11 protein-coding genes are annotated in these 16,922 nt (G+C 64.2%); 5 read left to right on the top strand and 6 right to left on the bottom strand.

Annotated features, from left to right (window positions below; genetic code table 11):
* Nucleotides 1-65: 65 nt before the first annotated feature.
* Entirely contained in the window at nt 66-866 is an 801-nt protein-coding gene (locus VLA65_RS00390; protein ID WP_306961275.1) for a purine-nucleoside phosphorylase, read from the bottom strand.
* Nucleotides 867-1,011: 145 nt separating this feature from the next.
* On the opposite strand from VLA65_RS00390, the gene VLA65_RS00385 reads away from it, so the two are divergent.
* On the top strand, nt 1,012-2,427 hold the full coding sequence (locus VLA65_RS00385) for an NAD(P)H-quinone dehydrogenase (RefSeq protein WP_059387905.1): 1,416 nt from the start codon (nt 1,012-1,014) through the stop codon (nt 2,425-2,427).
* A 100-nt stretch (nt 2,428-2,527) separates the two neighbouring features.
* Here VLA65_RS00385 and VLA65_RS00380 read toward each other — a convergent pair whose 3' ends face one another.
* A complete protein-coding gene (locus VLA65_RS00380) occupies nt 2,528-2,776 on the bottom strand; it encodes a type II toxin-antitoxin system RelE family toxin (RefSeq protein ID WP_442880122.1) in 249 nt (82 codons plus the stop codon).
* Nucleotides 2,777-2,834: 58 nt separating this feature from the next.
* On the opposite strand from VLA65_RS00380, the gene VLA65_RS00375 reads away from it, so the two are divergent.
* From VLA65_RS00375 to VLA65_RS00365, 3 genes are all read left to right on the top strand, one after another.
* Nucleotides 2,835-4,169 (top strand): DUF222 domain-containing protein, encoded by a 1,335-nt coding sequence (locus VLA65_RS00375; RefSeq protein WP_332601490.1) that lies wholly within the window; start codon nt 2,835-2,837, stop codon nt 4,167-4,169.
* Nucleotides 4,058-4,657, top strand: a complete 600-nt coding sequence (locus VLA65_RS00370) for an HNH endonuclease signature motif containing protein (RefSeq protein ID WP_332601489.1) — start codon at nt 4,058-4,060, stop codon at nt 4,655-4,657. The genes VLA65_RS00375 and VLA65_RS00370 overlap by 112 nt, the downstream gene beginning before the upstream one ends.
* Nucleotides 4,658-5,122: 465 nt before the next feature.
* Nucleotides 5,123-7,321, top strand: coding sequence for a hypothetical protein (locus VLA65_RS00365; protein WP_332601488.1), 2,199 nt, complete (start codon nt 5,123-5,125; stop codon nt 7,319-7,321).
* Between the two features lie 672 nt (nt 7,322-7,993).
* Here VLA65_RS00365 and VLA65_RS00360 read toward each other — a convergent pair.
* From VLA65_RS00360 to VLA65_RS00350, 3 genes are read right to left on the bottom strand one after another with little or no spacing between them, the layout of a single operon-like run.
* Nucleotides 7,994-9,556 (bottom strand): FAD-dependent oxidoreductase, encoded by a 1,563-nt coding sequence (locus VLA65_RS00360; protein ID WP_332601487.1) that lies wholly within the window; start codon nt 9,554-9,556, stop codon nt 7,994-7,996.
* A complete protein-coding gene (locus tag VLA65_RS00355; protein ID WP_332601486.1) occupies nt 9,553-11,781 on the bottom strand; it encodes a molybdopterin oxidoreductase family protein in 2,229 nt (742 codons plus the stop codon). The genes VLA65_RS00360 and VLA65_RS00355 overlap by 4 nt, the downstream gene beginning before the upstream one ends.
* 1 nt (nt 11,782) lies before the next feature.
* Nucleotides 11,783-13,189, bottom strand: a complete 1,407-nt coding sequence (locus VLA65_RS00350; protein ID WP_370872196.1) for an MFS transporter — start codon at nt 13,187-13,189, stop codon at nt 11,783-11,785.
* Nucleotides 13,190-13,479: 290 nt separating this feature from the next.
* Between VLA65_RS00350 and VLA65_RS00345 the strand changes: the two genes are divergently transcribed.
* Nucleotides 13,480-14,889, top strand: coding sequence for an MFS transporter (locus tag VLA65_RS00345; protein WP_332601485.1), 1,410 nt, complete (start codon nt 13,480-13,482; stop codon nt 14,887-14,889).
* A 189-nt stretch (nt 14,890-15,078) separates the two neighbouring features.
* On the opposite strand, the gene VLA65_RS00340 is transcribed toward VLA65_RS00345, so the two are convergent.
* On the bottom strand, nt 15,079-16,887 hold the full coding sequence (locus tag VLA65_RS00340) for an acetyl/propionyl/methylcrotonyl-CoA carboxylase subunit alpha (protein WP_284989788.1): 1,809 nt from the start codon (nt 16,885-16,887) through the stop codon (nt 15,079-15,081).
* Between the last annotated feature and the right edge of the window lie 35 nt (nt 16,888-16,922).

Raw genomic sequence — 16,922 nt, 5'->3', positions numbered from 1 at the left:
TCACTCAAATTCTACTGCGCTACGAACTCCGGAATAGCCGGGAGCCTGGGCTCCCGGCTATTCGATCAAAGCTTGGCGATGATGTCCGCCAGGAGGCGCGAAATGCGTGCGCCCGCCGTCTGGCCCGCCTCGATGACTTCCTGGTGGCTCAGCGGTACCGGGCTGATGCCTGCGGCGAGGTTGGTCACGAGGGAGATGCCGAAGACCTCCATACCTGCGTGCCGGGCGGCGATGGCTTCCAGAGCGGTGGACATGCCCACCAAGTCCGCGCCGATTCGCTTGGCGTATTGGACCTCGGCCGGAGTTTCGTAGTGCGGGCCGGTGAACTGGGCGTAGACGCCTTCGTCGAGCGTCGGATCCACTTCGCGGGCCAGTCCGCGGATGCGCGAGGAGTACAGGTCCGTGAGGTCCACGAACGTGGCGCCTTCAAGGGGAGAAGCCGCCGTCAGGTTGATGTGGTCGCTGATCAGCACGGGTGTGCCGGGGGTCCAGGCTTCGTTCAGGCCACCGCAGCCGTTGGTCACCACCAGGGTCTGGCATCCGGCTGCCGCGGCTGTGCGTACGCCGTGGACTACAGCGCGGACGCCTTTGCCTTCGTAGTAGTGGGTACGCGCGCCGAGAACGAGGGCCCGCTTGCCTTCCTTGGTCAGGACCGAGCGGATGGTGCCCACATGCCCCTCAACGGCAGGAGCGTGGAAGCCGGGAACTTCCGACGCCGTGAGGGTCGCCGTTGTTTCGCCTATGAGATCCGCAGCGGCGCCCCAGCCTGAGCCGAGCACGAGTGCGACGTCGTGGGTTTCGACGCCGGTCTCCGCCGCGATGTAGTCGGCCGCAGCTTTGGCGGCCTCGAATGGGTCTGTATTCATCAGCTCTGTGTTACTCACTGGTACAAACTACAGTGCTGCGCGCGTTGTTGAACAGGGCGCAGTTGGGCAGGTAAGCGGCCTCTACAGGCGTTCTCAGGTGGGGCTTAGTGGCAGGTCCGCCCGCATTAAGTGAGAATGGAACATTGTGACCATGCATCCTGACTTCAGCTCACCACGAATCGCGATCCTGGGCGGAGGTCCAGGCGGATATGAAGCGGCCATGGTCGCGGCGCACTTGGGAGCGAGGGTAACCCTCATCGAGCGCGCCGGACTCGGCGGCTCAGCCGTCCTCACCGACGTCGTACCCTCCAAAACCCTGATCGCGACGGCGGATCTCATGACCCGCGTCGGCGAGGCGGGGGAGCTGGGAGTCAAGTTCGCCGTCGACGGCAGCGATGTGGCGCCGGGCATGCGCGCGGACCTGGGCCACATCAACGACCGTGTCCTGCACCTCGCGCGGGAGCAGTCGGACGACATCCGGGTGGGCCTTGAGCACCTTGGCGTAGAGATCCTGATGGGCTCCGGAAAACTCCTGGACAACCACACCATCGAGGTCATTACCTCGGAGGGTGTCAAGACAATTACCGCCGATGCCATTCTTCTCGCCGTCGGCGCCCACCCCCGCGAACTGCCCACGGCAAAGCCCGACGGTGAGCGCATCCTGAACTGGGCACAGATCTACAACCTCGAGGAACTTCCGGAAGACCTGATCGTCGTCGGTTCCGGCGTCACCGGCGCCGAATTCGCTTCGGCCTACAACGGCCTTGGTTCGAACGTCACCCTGATTTCGAGCCGCGACCAGGTCCTCCCCGGCTCGGACACGGACGCGGCCCAGGTCCTTGAAGGTGTCTTCAAGCGCCGCGGCGTACGCGTCTTGTCCCGCTCACGCGCGGAGGCCGTTGAAAGGACCGACGGCGGTGTTAAGGTGACGCTTGGCGACGGCACCACCGTCTCGGGCAGCCACTGCCTCGTCTGTGTTGGCTCCATCCCCAACACGGCCGGAATCGGACTCGAAGAGGCGGGCGTGGCTGTCACTGAGTCCGGCCACATCAAGGTCGACGGCGTCTCCCGCACCACCGCGCCGAACATCTATGCCGCCGGTGACTGCACCGGAATCCTGGCCCTCGCCTCGGTCGCTGCCATGCAGGGCCGCATCGCTGTTGCGCACTTCCTGGGCGACGCCGTCATGCCGATCAAGCTCCACCAAGTGGCTTCCAACATCTTCACTTCACCCGAAATCGCCTCTGTGGGCGTCTCCGAGGCCGACCTCGAATCGGGCAAGTACCAGGGTGATGTGGTCATGCTGTCCCTGCTGAGCAATGCCCGCGCCAAGATGCGCAACACCAAGGACGGCTTCGTGAAGATCATTGCGCGCAAGGGCTCGGGCACCGTGATCGGTGGCGTCGTCATTGGTCCCAACGCCTCCGAGCTCATCTATCCGATCGCCGTTGCCGTGAAGCAGAAACTGCACGTCGACGACCTCGCAAGCACCTTCACGGTGTACCCATCGCTGACCGGTTCCATCTCGGAAGCGGCGCGGCGGCTGCACGTGCATATGTAGGGCTTGGCTCTCGACTCGCATTCGATCCTGCGACACAGAAAATGCCCCACGACGCGCGAATTCGCGTGTCGTGGGGCATTTTCCGTCGCGTGAAACCAGATCAAGCACTTTGGACGACGATGACGAGTCGGCCGTCGTCGATCCGGTAGAGCACCCGATAATCTCCCGTTCGGACGCGCCACTCGACCCGCCCTGCCAGCTTCTTGGCGCCGGGCGGGCGCGGAGTCTCGGCCAGTAACTCGATGGCTGCTTGGGCCCGGCGGCGGCCCTCGGGAGGGAGCTTGCGCAGTTGCCGAAGGGCCGCCGGTAGGAACGTGATGCTGTAGCTCACGTCAAGCCCAGATCGCATGTGCGTTCCAGATCAGTGGGTCGGCTATTTTGTCAGAGCCTCCTGAGATGCTTCGGGTATGGAAGCGATCGGACACCTCACTACCCGCCAGGCCGCTGCGCCCGGCGGCGGGTTCGTCGTGTTCCATAAGGTGCGCGAGCCGCGGATGGTGACGGCGGCTGCTCAAGCGGCGGGTCAAATGCCGGGGCCGCGTCGGCTCGCTCTGCTGGATCCGCCCGAGGATCGCGACAGCCGTCACGACGGCGGTCGCGGTGGTCCGCACGGTGTTCTTGAGGGCGCACTCGCGGCGTTGCGCTCGCTGGCACGGACGGCTGTGGACGACGTCGGGACGCTGGGGTTGCAGGCCTCCGCCGCGTTTGCCTCAGGCGTGGAGGAACTCTCCCGCACCCTGGACTACTTGCAGCTCGTCGCCGCGGGGCAGTTGCACCGGGCCCGGCAGGAGGAGCCGGCCGGCGGGACCGGCTGGACGACCGGCTGCGGAGCCGAAGCGCGGGAGGGCGGTTCCGGCGATGGGCCCGGTAGCGCGGAAGCTGAAGTCGGGGCAGCCGGTGCCAGGGCCGGCGTCGAGGGTGGCGGGCTTGCCGCGGGTGACGCGCGCGCCGGGTTCCGGGAGTTCAGGAACACGGGCGAGCACCTGCGCTCGCTGCTGCGGATCGGTGCGGCGGAGGCCCGGCGCCGCCTTGCCTTGGCGGAGGATCTGCTGCCGGGCCGCTCCCTGACGGGGCAACGGATCGAGCCGCGGTACGGGGAAGTGGCCGCGGCCTTGGCCTGCGGGAGCATCGCGTCCCGGCCGGCGACCACCATTACGATGGCCCTGGACCGGGTCCGGCCCCTGTGCAGCGCGGAGACAGCCGCGGACATGGAACACGCGCTGACCATGACGGCGGCCGAGAACGACGCCGATTTCCTGGCCAGGATCGCCCGCCGCTGGACCGACGCGATCGACCAGGACGGTGCCGAACCCAGCGAAGAAGCCTTGCGCCACCTCCAGGGCGCTTTCCTGCGGAAACCCAAACACGGGCTGCAGCATGTGGAGATCTTCGCCACCCAGGATCAGTACGAGCACCTGCTTACCGTCATGAACACGGCCACCAATCCCGGAGCCGCACGTCCGGGGAGCCCGGGGCCGGGGACCAAGCGGTGGACGCGGGCGGCGGAGACGGCGGGAGCGGGCCGGCAAACGCTCCGACGGACGGCCGGGCGGATGCTCTGCCGGGTGGTTCAGGTGATGATGCCGCGTCCCTGGACCGCCGCACGAGGGCGCAAAAACTCCTGGACGGGTTGCTGGGCGCCTGCAAGATTGCCCTCGCCACCGGTGCACTGCCTGCGGCCGGAGGCCAACGCCCCCAGATCATGGCCACCATCGATCACCGGGAGCTCCTGGCAGCGCTGAAAGACGCGGAGCAGCTCACGTTCCTCGGGCAATCTGGACAAGCCGGGCGCTCCGGCGGGTCGCAACGCGGCACGGGGAGCTTTACGTTCACCGGCCCGGTCCCGGCGGCCACGCTGCGGAAGATCGCCTGCGACGCCGACATCATTCCCGTCGTCCTCGGCGGCGACGGCCAGGTGCTGGACATCGGCCGGTCCTCCAGGATCTTCCCGGCGCACATCCGTAAGGCCATTACCGCCCGGGACAAAGGCTGCGCGTTCCCTTCGTGCACCATGCCGGCCCCGTGGTGCGAAGCCCACCACATCGAGTACTGGTCGCGGGGTGGACCAAGCAGTGTCGACAATGGTGTCTTACTCTGCAGCCACCACCACCATCTGATCCACAAGGAAGAGTGGCACATCCAAGTCCAAACAGGCGTGCCCTGGTTCATCCCGCCACCCCACATCGACCCACGCCAACAACCACGCAAGAACCGCTACTTCCATGTGTGACCATATGCTTCGGTTGGACATGCCTTGAGAGAGTGAACGGCAGGGGCCGACTTTATACCGGGTGATGACGTGCTCACGAGGTGACCTTGCTGCAAGCGCGCGCCTCGCCAGTGAATGTTAGGTTCGACGCGAAGCCGGCGAGCGGTCGGCGGGTCGCTTTGTAAACCTTCGGCACAGAAGAGCGCCTGTCAAGACGGCTTCTTCGGTGCCCCCGCTGACGACTGCGCAGCGGTACGCCGCGCTCTGGGGGGTCGTTGTTGGCTCCGGCGGGGTGGTGCGGCACGTCGAACGCGTGCAGAGCTAGAGTGAAGTACTCGTGCTGTACAACTAAAGGGAGATCTCGTGGGGTCGGTTGAAAGTCTCAGCAGTTTGGGTGCCTTTTCCGCGCGCTGTCTATTGCCTGACGGGTACGAATTTCCTGCTGCGTTGGCTCAGCCGGTTCACCTATCGCCCGCAGGTAGAGACATGGTGGAGGCGGTATGCGAGAAGTTTCCCACGAGTGACGCTGATGCCAAGGCAGCCGCCTTAGGACTGTTCGTTGCAGGCGACACTCTCCTCATTGATGCCGCCCAGACTGACGAGGATGAAGTTTCCCAAATTCTCGGTGCTGAAATTTCGGAGCGGCGGATCCGCTACCCATGGATATATGGACGTCAGCTTGACCTGCACTACGCTGCGGTTTACGACCAAGCGACTGCGCCAAGGAGTCTGCCGGCGCGTCAGTCCTATAATCTCTTGGACGGCGTTCCTCAAGGCGTTGCCCAAATTCGGGATGTAGTCGTAGGCCCTTTTGGGATCCTTCGCTCCGCTGATCTCAGGTACACCCCGCCCCTGACTTGTGGTCCAAATTTTCAGTGCACCCGGGTCGGCTGCAACACGGCACACCACGTCGAGATGCAAACGGGGTCTACACCGTCATCGGCGTTTTATCGTGAACTTAGGCGCATGTATCCTTCCTCGGAAAGAATTCGAAGCTACCACGGGGATATCCTGCGGCCGGATTGGGCGTACTGGGATCCGTTCAACAGTGATTCGCTATCTTGGTTGTTAGGAAATGGACTAACGCCAAGTGAGCAGAGGTTGTTGTTGGGCCGACTGATTTACCGCGGATCGGCAAGCGCCAAAGATCAGATCGGGTCCCTCAGCGCTTTTTCCGCTCCTAGGGGAAAGTGGTCTGCAGTCCTTCCCACCATCAACGATGCCCAGGTTTTGCAACTACTTCTGGTTTTCAGTACAGACGAATTGGTTTCACACCTGGAGTATCTTGTTGATACTGATGAGATCTCACTCACCTCGAGTGAAAAGCGAACCCCAGTATTACAGCGGCATTCGAGTGGGGGCGGTTTCGGCACAAGATTGCAGCTAAGCCGCGCTGGCGTTCGGTTCATGCCAGATGCGCCAGTACCGCTAATGCGCACTATGCTGCAAGCGCTTTATGCTGAGGCACAAGACGAGCTTGCCTACAGGCTCCTCGACTATTCAGGTTCGGCCTTCGAACGACTTGACTTATTTCTTCGTTCCGCCAGCGAAGAGGAGGTGCTTCAGCGCCTCGTTTTTTCCTCGCGATCCACCCTGGTTCGTGCTTTTAAGGAGTTGAAGTATGGGCGCTTTGCCATCCCTGGCAGCGCAGACGAGGCGCGGGCTCTCGAAGCGAGACTCATGTGGAAGTTGGGAGGAACAATGGAGGCGCCGACGAATCCTTATGCGCCGCTGCGACAATTTGGGGAAGTTTTGCGAGGGGTTGTCGGGACTGCTCAAGGGGCACCTTCGGAAGAGTGGGTTACGGCGGTTCGCAGTGCCGGGATGGACTTCTTTGTTGAAGCGGAGGCCGTTTTGGCATTGGCGATTGACTTTAGCGCCTGGATGATGACTACCGACCACTACTCCCAAGGCCGGGAGGCTTTCGCCTTTAGTCGTGTCCGCGCCAGGCAAACCGCAGCACGCCTTCTTGCAGAAAAGGGTGGTGATGAACTGGCCTTTAGGGAGAGCGGTAATTCAATGGGAACATTGCTGCAGGCATGCCCGGTGCTGGCTGATGCGGTCGACGAGATACTAATGCACGAGGAAAGTTACAGCCGAGACGAACAACCACCGTGGGCTAATCACACGCAAGTCCTGCTTTTCCCATTCCGGCACACCAAGCTGGTATGTGACCTGGCTGATAATTCTGTAAGCCAAATTGTTGCTTCCCTGCGTGGGGTGCAGTCTCAGTTTTCCCGCGCAGATGTAGCGAGAACACGCAATCGGCTCGGACATCCCCCTGAATCGTTCCCGTCAGCACAAGAATTGTTGACTGCATTGGATGGGGTCCTAGGCGCGCTGGGTGAAGTTGCTTCATTGGGACTTGTCCCAACGATTTACCAACTGCACTCGAAAACCGAGGATGCTTCAAAGCGCCAAAGCCGTGTGATGCGTGAGGGGGGCGGCAATGAGGTCGTACTTCATAGTCCTTCTGAACTGGTGTTGTCTTCAATTCCGTTGAACGCGGCACAACTTGTAGTGGTTCCCGGAGCGCTAATCCGTGGGACAGTGCATCCGATGGTATTTAGGCATTTAGAAGATACAGAATTTGCTAAGGAATGGAGCGAGTATCTGCAGTTCGACCGATCGGAGTCACATGGAAATGAGAACCCCATCGGACCGCCCTCCGCGGCGGGAGTGTAAGCGGTTGCTTGGGCGCCGCGCGGAAGCCTTTTGACTCGAAATAGCAACATAACTCGGGAGGCGTCTCGATAAGGCCCGGAGTCGCCGCGCTTAACCCTGGCAACGGACGCTGCGCCCCGGAGGACGCGCCCCGTCAGAGGTCGAAATTGGTGAGTGCTTGTTGGATCAGGGGCGGACCGGTCTAGAGAAAGGTGCTCGCGCGACGTGACATGATTGCCGGGGCGCGCCGCACCAAGGGATGTTGTGCTCTTCGAGAGCCGGTGATGTAAGTTGATCGGACCTGTCGTGCCTCCACACCGCGGCTGCCCTGATGCGCACACAGAGCGGACCGAGTACTCTTGCTCAGACTATGGGGCCGCAACCTCCCTGAAGATTGTCCATAAGGCCGAGCTGCGTTCTGTGGGTCACTAAGGCCACGGGGGCTTGTAAAGAGCGACGATCGCACACTCAAAGGGGTGTTGTCGTTGCAGCCTGGCTTCGCGGAGCGTGTGCCGGCTTATAACTGGGCTAATCGCTGTTTGACGCTTTCGCGGGCTACGAGGCATCAGCCTCAGTGTGAAGGATGGCAACCGCGCGCTGGGATCTATACGAGCGGCTCGTACGGGCGGGCTGCCGAAACGGCGGCCCGGACACCGTGCTGCTGCAGCTGTAGAGAGTCCGAGCCCGCAACCCCTACGCCGCAACGCCCTGGAAATGCTTCTCGATAATCCCCTTGATGTCCCCATGGCACCCTCCGCACCCCGTCCCCGCGCGGGTCGCCTTGGAAACTTCCGGCACGGACGAGCAGCCATCCAACACGGCTTCCTCGATGCTCGCGCCGCTGACGCCTGCGCAGCGACACACTGTGCGCTGCGGATCATCATTCGAAGCGGAAGAGCCGAGCTGGTCCGGCCCGTCCAGGCGTAGGAGGAGTGAACGGTCTGCTGGCAACTCGGAGCCGCGTTCGAACAGCATCACGAGCTCCGCGGCCGTGCGCGGCATGCCTACGGTGACGAGTCCTTCGAGCGCGCCGCCCCGCGTCGTCATTTTGACGTAGCGGCCGTGTTCGGGATCGGCCCACTGGGCGACCTGGCGCCGGGGCGTTCCCTCCGAGACACCCACGGACAACAGCTCGTCATCCCACGGCTCAGCGCTGTTGTCGCCAGCGACCGCCAGGTTGATGCCTCGCGCCTTCAACACCACGACGCCGGGCTTCTCCTGCGGCAGCGGTGCCAAGGTGTCGGCAGCGTCCTGGCCGCCTTCGGCAAGAAGGATCAGGTACTCGGCAAGCCACTCGGCCTGCCGCCAACCCGGTCCCACCAGCCCGGAGGGGCCAAGTGCTGTGCGGCATTCGGCGCACTCGGCATCGGCGCAGCGGACTTCGGCGCAGTCCCCGATGGCGAACATGTGCGGCTCGTGATAGGTCCGCAAATGGTGATCCACCAGGATGCCGGTGGCCGCGGGCAGCCCGCAGCCTTCGGCCAGTTCGATCCGGGGGCGCACGCCGCAGGAAAGGACAAGAAGGTCGCCTTCGATCCGCGACCCGTCGTTGAGGACGAGGGCGGAAAACATGCCGTCGGGGCCATTGTGCTCCACCGCCGTGGAACGGGCGTTGCCCACCATGGTGATCCCGCTGTTGCGCAAGCTCGCCGCGAGAACGGCTCCACCGCCGCGGTCGATGTTGCGGCCCAGCGGGAAGGAACCGTTGTGCACCACCGTGGCCAGGGCACCTTCTTCGGCTGCGGCCAACGCCGTTTCAAGGCCGAGTACACCGCCACCGAGCACGATCACGCGCTTGCCGGCAGTCACGGCGTCGCGCAATTGAGCAGCGTCGCGGAGGTCCCGGAGGGCGGTCACCCCTGGAGGGAGGACAGGGTGTGAAGGGTCGGGGTTGATTCCCGTGAGGTTCGGAATGACGGGTCGCGAACCCGTGGCGAACACCAAACGGTCGTAGCCAGGCGTGGTCCCGTCCGAAAGGACAAGCTGCTGGCGTGCGCGGTCGATGCGTTTGACGGTGACACCCAGCCGGACTTCGACGCCGTCCGCCGCCAAATCGGCAGCGTCCGCCATCGCGAGGGCTGCCGCGGTAGTACGACCCACGCCGAGTTCTGCCACCATGACACGGTTGTAGGCCGCTTCGCTTTCCTGCCCGACGACGAGCAGCTGGACAAGGCCGCCGCGCACGGCGGGCAACAGCTCGTCCACCAGCCGGGCTGCGACCGGTCCGAATCCGACCACCACAATTCGCTCGCTCACGATGCCTCCTTGACCTGCGTTGACAAGCCGGCGCCCGCTGGAACAGCCAACTGGCCAGCCAACGCCGATTCGATATTTGGTAGTGCTGCCTTCCGGACCCAGACCGTGCTGGTCTTGAACTCCGGCATGCCCGAGATGGGATCCGTGACCGCTTCCGTGAGCAGGTTGGCGCTGCCCAGTCCCGGGAAATGGAAGGGGAGGAAGACGGTGTCCGTCCGGATGCTGTTGCTGAGCTCCACCCTGCACAGGACCTCTCCGCGTTCGTTGGAGACCCGGACAAAGTCGCCGTCGGTGATGTCCCTGACGGCCGCCGTCGCGGGGTGGATCTGCAAGAGCGCCTCCGGCTGCGCGGCGGCGAGTTCGGCCACGCGGCGGGTCTGGGCGCCCGATTGGTAATGTTCCAGCAACCGCCCGGTGACAAGCGTCAGCGGGTCAGGATCAGAGCCGACGACGGCGGATCGCCGGGACCGCGTCCGCGGTGCCACCGGGACCATCACCGCGCGTCCGCTGGCGTGCGCGAAACCGTCGAGGAAGAGTCGCGGCGTTCCCGAACTACCGGTGGGATAAGGCCAGTAGGCAGCCTCTCCTCGATCCAGCATGGCGTAGTCGATTCCGGAGTAGTCGGCCAGGCCGCCCGCCGAGGCGAGCCGGAGCTCCTCGAAGACGGTCTCGGGATCGTCGCTGAACGTGGACGGAGCGTCGAGCGATTCGGCGAGCCGGGCCATGAGCCACAATTCGCTGCGGACGCCGGGGGGAGGGGTGAGCGCCTTACGACGGCGGAGCACGCGGCCCTCGAGGTTGGTCAGGGTACCTTCTTCCTCGGCCCACTGGGTGACCGGGAGGACCAGGTCGGCTTCCAGCGCCGTCTCGGACATGAAGAAGTCGCAGACAACCAGGAAGTCCAGGCTCCGCAGGCCCTCGATCACCGCGCCGGCGTCGGGGGCTGACACCGCAACATTGGCGCCGTGCACGAAGAGGCAACGGACGCCGTCGGGCTGTCCCAAAGACTTCAACAGCTCCACGGCGGGAAGACCGGGGCCGGGGATGAGTGATTCGTCGACGCCCCACACCTTGGCGACGTGGGCGCGGGCGGCGGGATCGGTGATCTTGCGGTAGCCGGGGAGCTGGTCGGCCTTTTGGCCGTGCTCGCGGCCGCCCTGGCCGTTTCCCTGGCCGGTCAGTGTGCCGTAGCCGCTGCGGGAGGATCCCGGCAGGCCGAGGAGGAGGCTGAGGTTGATGGCGGCGGTGGCGGTGTCCGTGCCGTCGACGTGCTGTTCGACGCCGCGGCCGGTGAGGATGTAGCTGCCGCCGCGCCGGGCGCCGTCGGCGAGGCGGCGGGCGGTTTCCCGGATAAGTGTGGCGGGCACGCCGGTGATTGACTGGACGCGCTCCGGCCAGAAAGCGGAGAGGCTACGAACTATCGCAGGGTACCCGGTGGTGCGATCCTCGAGGTATTCGGCGTCGGCGAGGCCTTCGTGGACCACCACGTGGGAGATACCCAACAGCAGGGCCAGGTCTGTTCCGGGGGTCGGCTGCAAGTGGATGCCGCCGCCGTCGCCGGTGAATGCGGCCGTCGCGGAACGGCGGGGATCGGCCACGATCAACCCGCCGGAATCGCGCGCGCCCTGCAGGTGCTGGACGAATGGTGGCATGGTCTCGGCGACGTTGGAGCCGAGAAGGAAAATGACGTTTGCCGAATCGAGGTCTTCCACGGGGAACGGGAGGCCGCGGTCCACACCGAACGCGCGGTTTCCGGCCGCCGCGGCGGAGGACATGCAGAAACGTCCGTTGTAGTCGATGCGCGAGGTTCCCAGCGCCAAGCGGGCGAACTTGCCCAACTGGTAGGCCTTCTCATTGGTGAGTCCGCCGCCGCCGAACACGCCGACGGCGTCGGGCCCGTACTGCTCGCGGGTCTGCTTGACGGCGCCGGTGACCAGCATGAGTGCCTGGTCCCACGTGACTGGCCGGTGGACGCCGTCGGACCCTTTGAGCATGGGTTCCGTGACGCGTCCGGTGTGGTTCAACAACGACGCCGATGTCCAGCCCTTGCGGCACAGCCCGCCCCGGTTGGTGGGGAAGTCGCGGCCGGACACGTCCAGGAGCGGAAGTGCCTTTGCCGCGGGAGCGGGGTCTGACCCCGGCTGCGCCGAGGGCGCCGCCGGGGTCAGGGTCATGGCGCACTGCAGCGCACAATACGGGCAGTGGGTGTTGGCGCCATTGGGCATATTAGATGTGTCCCATCGCGGTACGGTTGGCCTTCCGGAGGTAGCAGACCCAGCAAACGATGAGCATCAGCACGTAGGCGCCGACGAAGCCATAGAACGCGGGGGTGTAGGAGCCGGAAGCGCTGGATGCATTGAGTACCTGAGGGATGACGAATCCGCCGTAGGCGCCGATCGCGGAGATCAGGCCGAGCGAGGAAGACGCAAGGCGTGCCGTGCTGGCGGCGCTCGCACCGGAGCGCGCTGCGCGGCTGGAGGTGGCGAAGATGACCGGAATCATGCGGTACGTGGCGCCGTTTCCGAAGCCGCTCGCCGTGAAGAGGAACAGGAACAGGACCAGGAAGAGCCAGAAGTTCTTGAGCGGAAGGGTCCAGATCATGGTCAAGGTGATGACGGCCATGGCTGCGAACGCCGTGACGGTCATGCGGGCTCCGCCCATGCGGTCAGCCATGCGTCCACCGTAGGGGCGGGCGAGGGAACCGACCAGCGGGCCAAGGAAGGCGAGCGAGAGGACAACCGCGCCGAGGTGCATGGAGGAGAATGCCGGGAAGTAGTCCTTGATGAGCTTGGGGAAGACGCCGGAGAAGCCGATGAACGAGCCGAAGGTACCGATGTACAGGAAGGCCATGATCCACAGGTGCGGTTCCTTGAGTGCGGCGATGGAGCCTGCAACGTCACCCTTCGCGCTGGTGAGGTTGTTCATGTACTTCCAGGCGCCGAACGCGGCGACGAGGATGAGCGGAATCCAGATGAGGCCGGCCATGGGCAGGTTGACCGTACCGGCGGCCAGGAGCGTGACGGCGATCGGGACGATGAGCTGCGCGACGGCGGCACCAAGGTTTCCGCCCGCGGCGTTCAGGCCCAGTGCCCAGCCCTTTTCACGGGCGGGGTAGAAGAAGGTGATGTTTGCCATCGAGCTGGCGAAGTTGCCGCCGCCGAAGCCTGCAAGGCCCGCAACCAGCAGCATGACGCCGAAGGGGGTGCCGGGGTTTGAGACACAGAGGGCGAGGCCCGCCGTCGGGATCAGCAGCAGGAGGGCCGAGACGATGGTCCAGTTGCGGCCGCCGAACCTCGGGACCATGAAGGTGTACGGGATGCGCAGTGTGGCACCGACCAGGCTGGGGATCGAGATGAGCCAGAAGATCTGGTTGGTGTCGAACTTGAAGCCTGCTGCCGGGAGCTGGACGACGACGATCGACCAGAGCTGCCAGACGACGAAGCCGAGGAACTCGGCGAAGATGGACCAGTACAGGTTGCGCTTGGCGATGGAACGGCCAACGGCGTCCCACTGCTCCTTGTTCTCTGCATCCCAGTTGGCAATCCAGCGGCCAGGGCGGTGTTCAAGCTCGGGGACGAGGGCGGTGGGCGCCTGCTCGTTGGTGAGGATTTCGGTGCTTCGGTCAACTGTCACGGAGTGCCTCCTTTGTGGGGACGTTGTCCTTACACGTTAGGTACGGCGCGTTTCGCGGACCGTCGCGGTTTGTAAACGTGCTGTGACATTCACCTATCGGAGGGGGTCACCACTGCGTGAGGCGATGGTGAGGTTGTTGTGGCGCGGACCACAGAGTGAGACTTTTCCGGGCGTCCGCATCTTGGACTTGATTGTCCATTTGGTGGATACCGGGAACTATTATTGAACTCTCAATAATCTGCCGGCAGGCTCAGCGACGCCGGGCCGGCGTGAACGAAAGCATCCACTACATGTCTTCCATCGCTGAATCCAAGGAAAGCGAGTCAGTCAAGCCGGTCAACTCGCGGGGCCGGGTGATCTTCGCCAGCCTCATCGGAACGTCCATCGAGTTCTACGATTTCTACGTTTACGCCACGGCAGCTGTGCTCGTCTTCCCTAAACTCTTCTTCCCGACGGCGGACGAGACCACCCAGCTGTTGAGCTCCTTCGCGGTGTTCGGTGTCGCCTTCGTCGCCCGACCGCTCGGCTCTATAGTTTTCGGCCACTTCGGTGACAAATTCGGTCGCAAGGGAACCCTGGTTGCGTCCCTCCTGACCATGGGTATTGCCACGTTCCTGATCGGTTGCCTCCCCACGGCACAGGTTCCGGGCTGGACCTTCCTGGCTCCCACTTTGCTGGTTGTGCTGCGGTTCGCCCAAGGCCTGGCCCTCGGGGGAGAGTGGAGCGGCGCCGCGCTGCTCGCAACGGAGAACGCGCCGGCCAATAAACGCGCCATCTATGGAACATTCCCGCAGATGGGTGCGCCGATCGGCTTCATCCTGGCCAACATCATCTTCCTGGTCTTCAGCTACACCTTGACTCCCGAGGCCTTCGCCGCCTGGGGCTGGCGCGTGCCGTTCCTGCTCAGCGCCGTCATGGTGATCCTTGGCCTCTACGTGCGCCTCAAGCTCATTGAAACTCCCGCATTCACCAAGGTGCTGGAGTCCAACGAGGTGGCCAAGCTGCCCATCGGACGCGTGTTCAAGAAGAGTTGGCGCCCGCTGATCCTCGGTACCTTCATCATGCTTGCGACGTACGTGCTGTTCTACCTCATGACCACGTTCACCCTGACCTACGGCACCAAACCAACCCTGGCGGGCGCCCAAGCCGCAGCGGTCAAGGCCGGAAAGCCCATGACCGACGCGGCCGCCGCGGCGTTCGTACCAGGCCTGGGTTTCAGCCGGAACGACTTCCTCTGGATGCTGATTGCCGGCGTCGTCTTCTTCGGCATTTTCACCCTGGTGGCCGGTCCGCTGGCCGAAAAGTATGGCCGCCGCAAGATGCTCCTGGCCGTGACCGCGGGAATCCTGGTATTCGGCTTGCTCTTCGTGCCGTTGTTCAGTGGCGGCTTTGTTGGCACCATGGCGTTGCTGATCATCGGCTTCTCGCTGATGGGCCTTACCTTCGGCCCCATGGGTGCGCTGCTTCCGGAACTGTTCCCGACCAACGTCCGATACACCGGATCCGCCGTCAGTTACAACATGTCCAGCATCCTCGGCGCGGCTGTGGCTCCGTTCATCGCGGTCTGGCTCTGGGAGTCGGCCAAGGGCAGCACGGTCCTGGTGGGTGTCTACCTCAGCGCCATGGCGGTACTGACGCTCGTGGCCCTGTTCCTGTCCAAGGAAACCAAGGACACGGATTACGAAAACAACGTAGCTTGAGCTTGAATTAACGGGCTCGGGTTAAATGGCTCCGGCCCCGCACCCATGGTGCGGGGCCGGAGCTCTTTAATTGGGCCCACGCTGCCCGGGTTCCCTGGCCGAGCGAAGCGAGGCTAGGGAGGCAGTGGGTGGGCCCACGCTGCCCGGGTTCCCTGGCCGAGCGAAGCGAGGCTAGGGAGGCAGCGGGGACTAGTCTTCGATTGTCGCGATGACGGCGCCCGCGGAGACGGTCTCGCCTGCCTTGGCCACCAAGCCATGAATGGTGCCGGCTTTGTGGGCGGTGAGCGGCTGTTCCATCTTCATGGCTTCGAGGACCACGATCAGATCGCCTTCTGCAACCACGTCGCCGGCGGCTACTGCCACCTTGACGATGGTGCCCTGCATCGGCGAGGTGAGGGCGTTGCCGCCCGCGACTGCGGCTGTGGCGCCCGCAGAGCGGGAACGCTTCTTGACCTTGGCGCCCTTGGTGCCCGCGTTGGCGACAGAGGAAACCGAGCCGAGGGTCGCCGGAAGGACAACTTCCAGCCGCTTGCCGCCAACCTCGACGACGACGCGCTGGCGCTCACCGGCGTCGGCGGCTTCTGTTCCGGTTCCGGTAGGCGTCCACGCGGGGACGTTGTTGACGAACTCGGTCTCGATCCAGCGGGTGTGCACCTTGAACGGGCCTTCGGCCGGAGCGAACGCGGGATCGGTCACCACTGCGAGGTCGAAAGGAATGACGGTGGGGATGCCTTCAACCACCATTTCCTCAAGGGCGCGGCGGGAACGCTGGAGGGCCTGTTCGCGGGTAGCGCCGGTGACAATCAGCTTCGACAGCATGGAGTCGAAGTTCCCGCTGATGACGTCGCCCTGCTCCACGCCGGAATCGATGCGGATGCCCGGACCTGTCGGGTTCTTCAGGGTGCTGATGGTTCCCGGTGCGGGCATGAAGTTGCGGCCCGGGTCTTCGCCGGTGATGCGGAATTCGAAGGAGTGGCCGCGGACCTCGGGATCGCCATAGCCGAGTTTCTCGCCACGGGCGATGCGGAACTGCTCGCGGACCAGGTCGAGGCCTGTGACTTCCTCCGAAACGCAGTGCTCCACCTGAAGACGCGTGTTGACTTCGAGGAATGAGATGATGCCGTCCTGGCCCACCAGGAATTCGCACGTTCCAGCGCCGAGGTAGCCTGCCTCTTTCAGGATGGCCTTGGAGGACTCGTAGAGGCGCTCGTTCTGCTCCGGGCTCAGGAACGGCGCGGGGGCCTCTTCCACAAGCTTCTGGTTGCGGCGCTGGAGGGAGCAGTCGCGAGTGGACACCACAACGACGTTTCCGTAGGCGTCAGCGAGGCACTGGGTCTCGACGTGGCGGGGGGAATCCAGGAAGCGCTCGATGAAGCACTCGCCGCGGCCGAAGGCGGCAATGGCTTCACGTACTGCGGACTCGAAAAGCTCGGGGATTTCCTCGATGGTGCGGGCCACCTTGATGCCGCGTCCGCCGCCGCCGTAGGCGGCTTTGATGGCGATCGGGAGCCCGAACTCCTTGGCGAAGGCCAGGATCTCGTCAGCGGACTCGACCGGGTCGGCCGTACCGGGAACCAGCGGAGCGCCGACCTTTTCGGCGATGTGGCGGGCCTGCACCTTGTCGCCCAATGCGGAGATTGCGTCCGGGGACGGGCCGATCCAGGTGATGCCGGCGTCGATGACCTTGGCGGCAAACTCGGCGTTCTCTGCGAGGAAGCCATAGCCCGGGTGGATGGCGTCCGCACCCGACTGCTTGGCGACGTCGATCAACTTGTCCATCACGAGGTACGACTCGGCAGCGGTGTTGCCGCCCAGTGCGTAGGCCTCATCTGCCAGCCTGACGTGCAGGGCGTCGCGATCGGGGTCTGCGTAGACGGCCACGGATGCGATGCCTTCGTCCCGGGCTGCGCGGATAATGCGGACCGCGATTTCGCCTCGGTTGGCGATCAAGACCTTGGTGAGAGGGCTGGAAATGGGCTGCGCCGGATTAGCTGACAAGTTGACTCCTTCTGTCCTTCAGGGAGCCTAGCGTG

This window comes from Arthrobacter sp. S2(2024), assembly GCF_036662515.1.
GTDB lineage: Bacteria > Actinomycetota > Actinomycetes > Actinomycetales > Micrococcaceae > Arthrobacter.
Note: the sequence above shows the minus strand (reverse complement) of the source record. Positions and strands in the feature narration are given on the sequence as shown.

Bases quoted from the DNA above. Each gene is read 5' to 3' on its own strand.
- VLA65_RS00365 (WP_332601488.1), top strand. From the start codon at position 5,123: ATGGTGGAGGCGGTATGCGAGAAGTTTCCCACGAGTGACGCTGATGCC.
- VLA65_RS00355 (WP_332601486.1), bottom strand. From the start codon at position 11,781: ATGCCCAATGGCGCCAACACCCACTGCCCGTATTGTGCGCTGCAGTGC.
- VLA65_RS00390 (WP_306961275.1), bottom strand. From the start codon at position 866: ATGAATACAGACCCATTCGAGGCCGCCAAAGCTGCGGCCGACTACATC.
- VLA65_RS00345 (WP_332601485.1), top strand. From the start codon at position 13,480: ATGTCTTCCATCGCTGAATCCAAGGAAAGCGAGTCAGTCAAGCCGGTC.
- VLA65_RS00380 (WP_442880122.1), bottom strand. From the start codon at position 2,776: ATGCGATCTGGGCTTGACGTGAGCTACAGCATCACGTTCCTACCGGCG.
- VLA65_RS00375 (WP_332601490.1), top strand. From the start codon at position 2,835: ATGGAAGCGATCGGACACCTCACTACCCGCCAGGCCGCTGCGCCCGGC.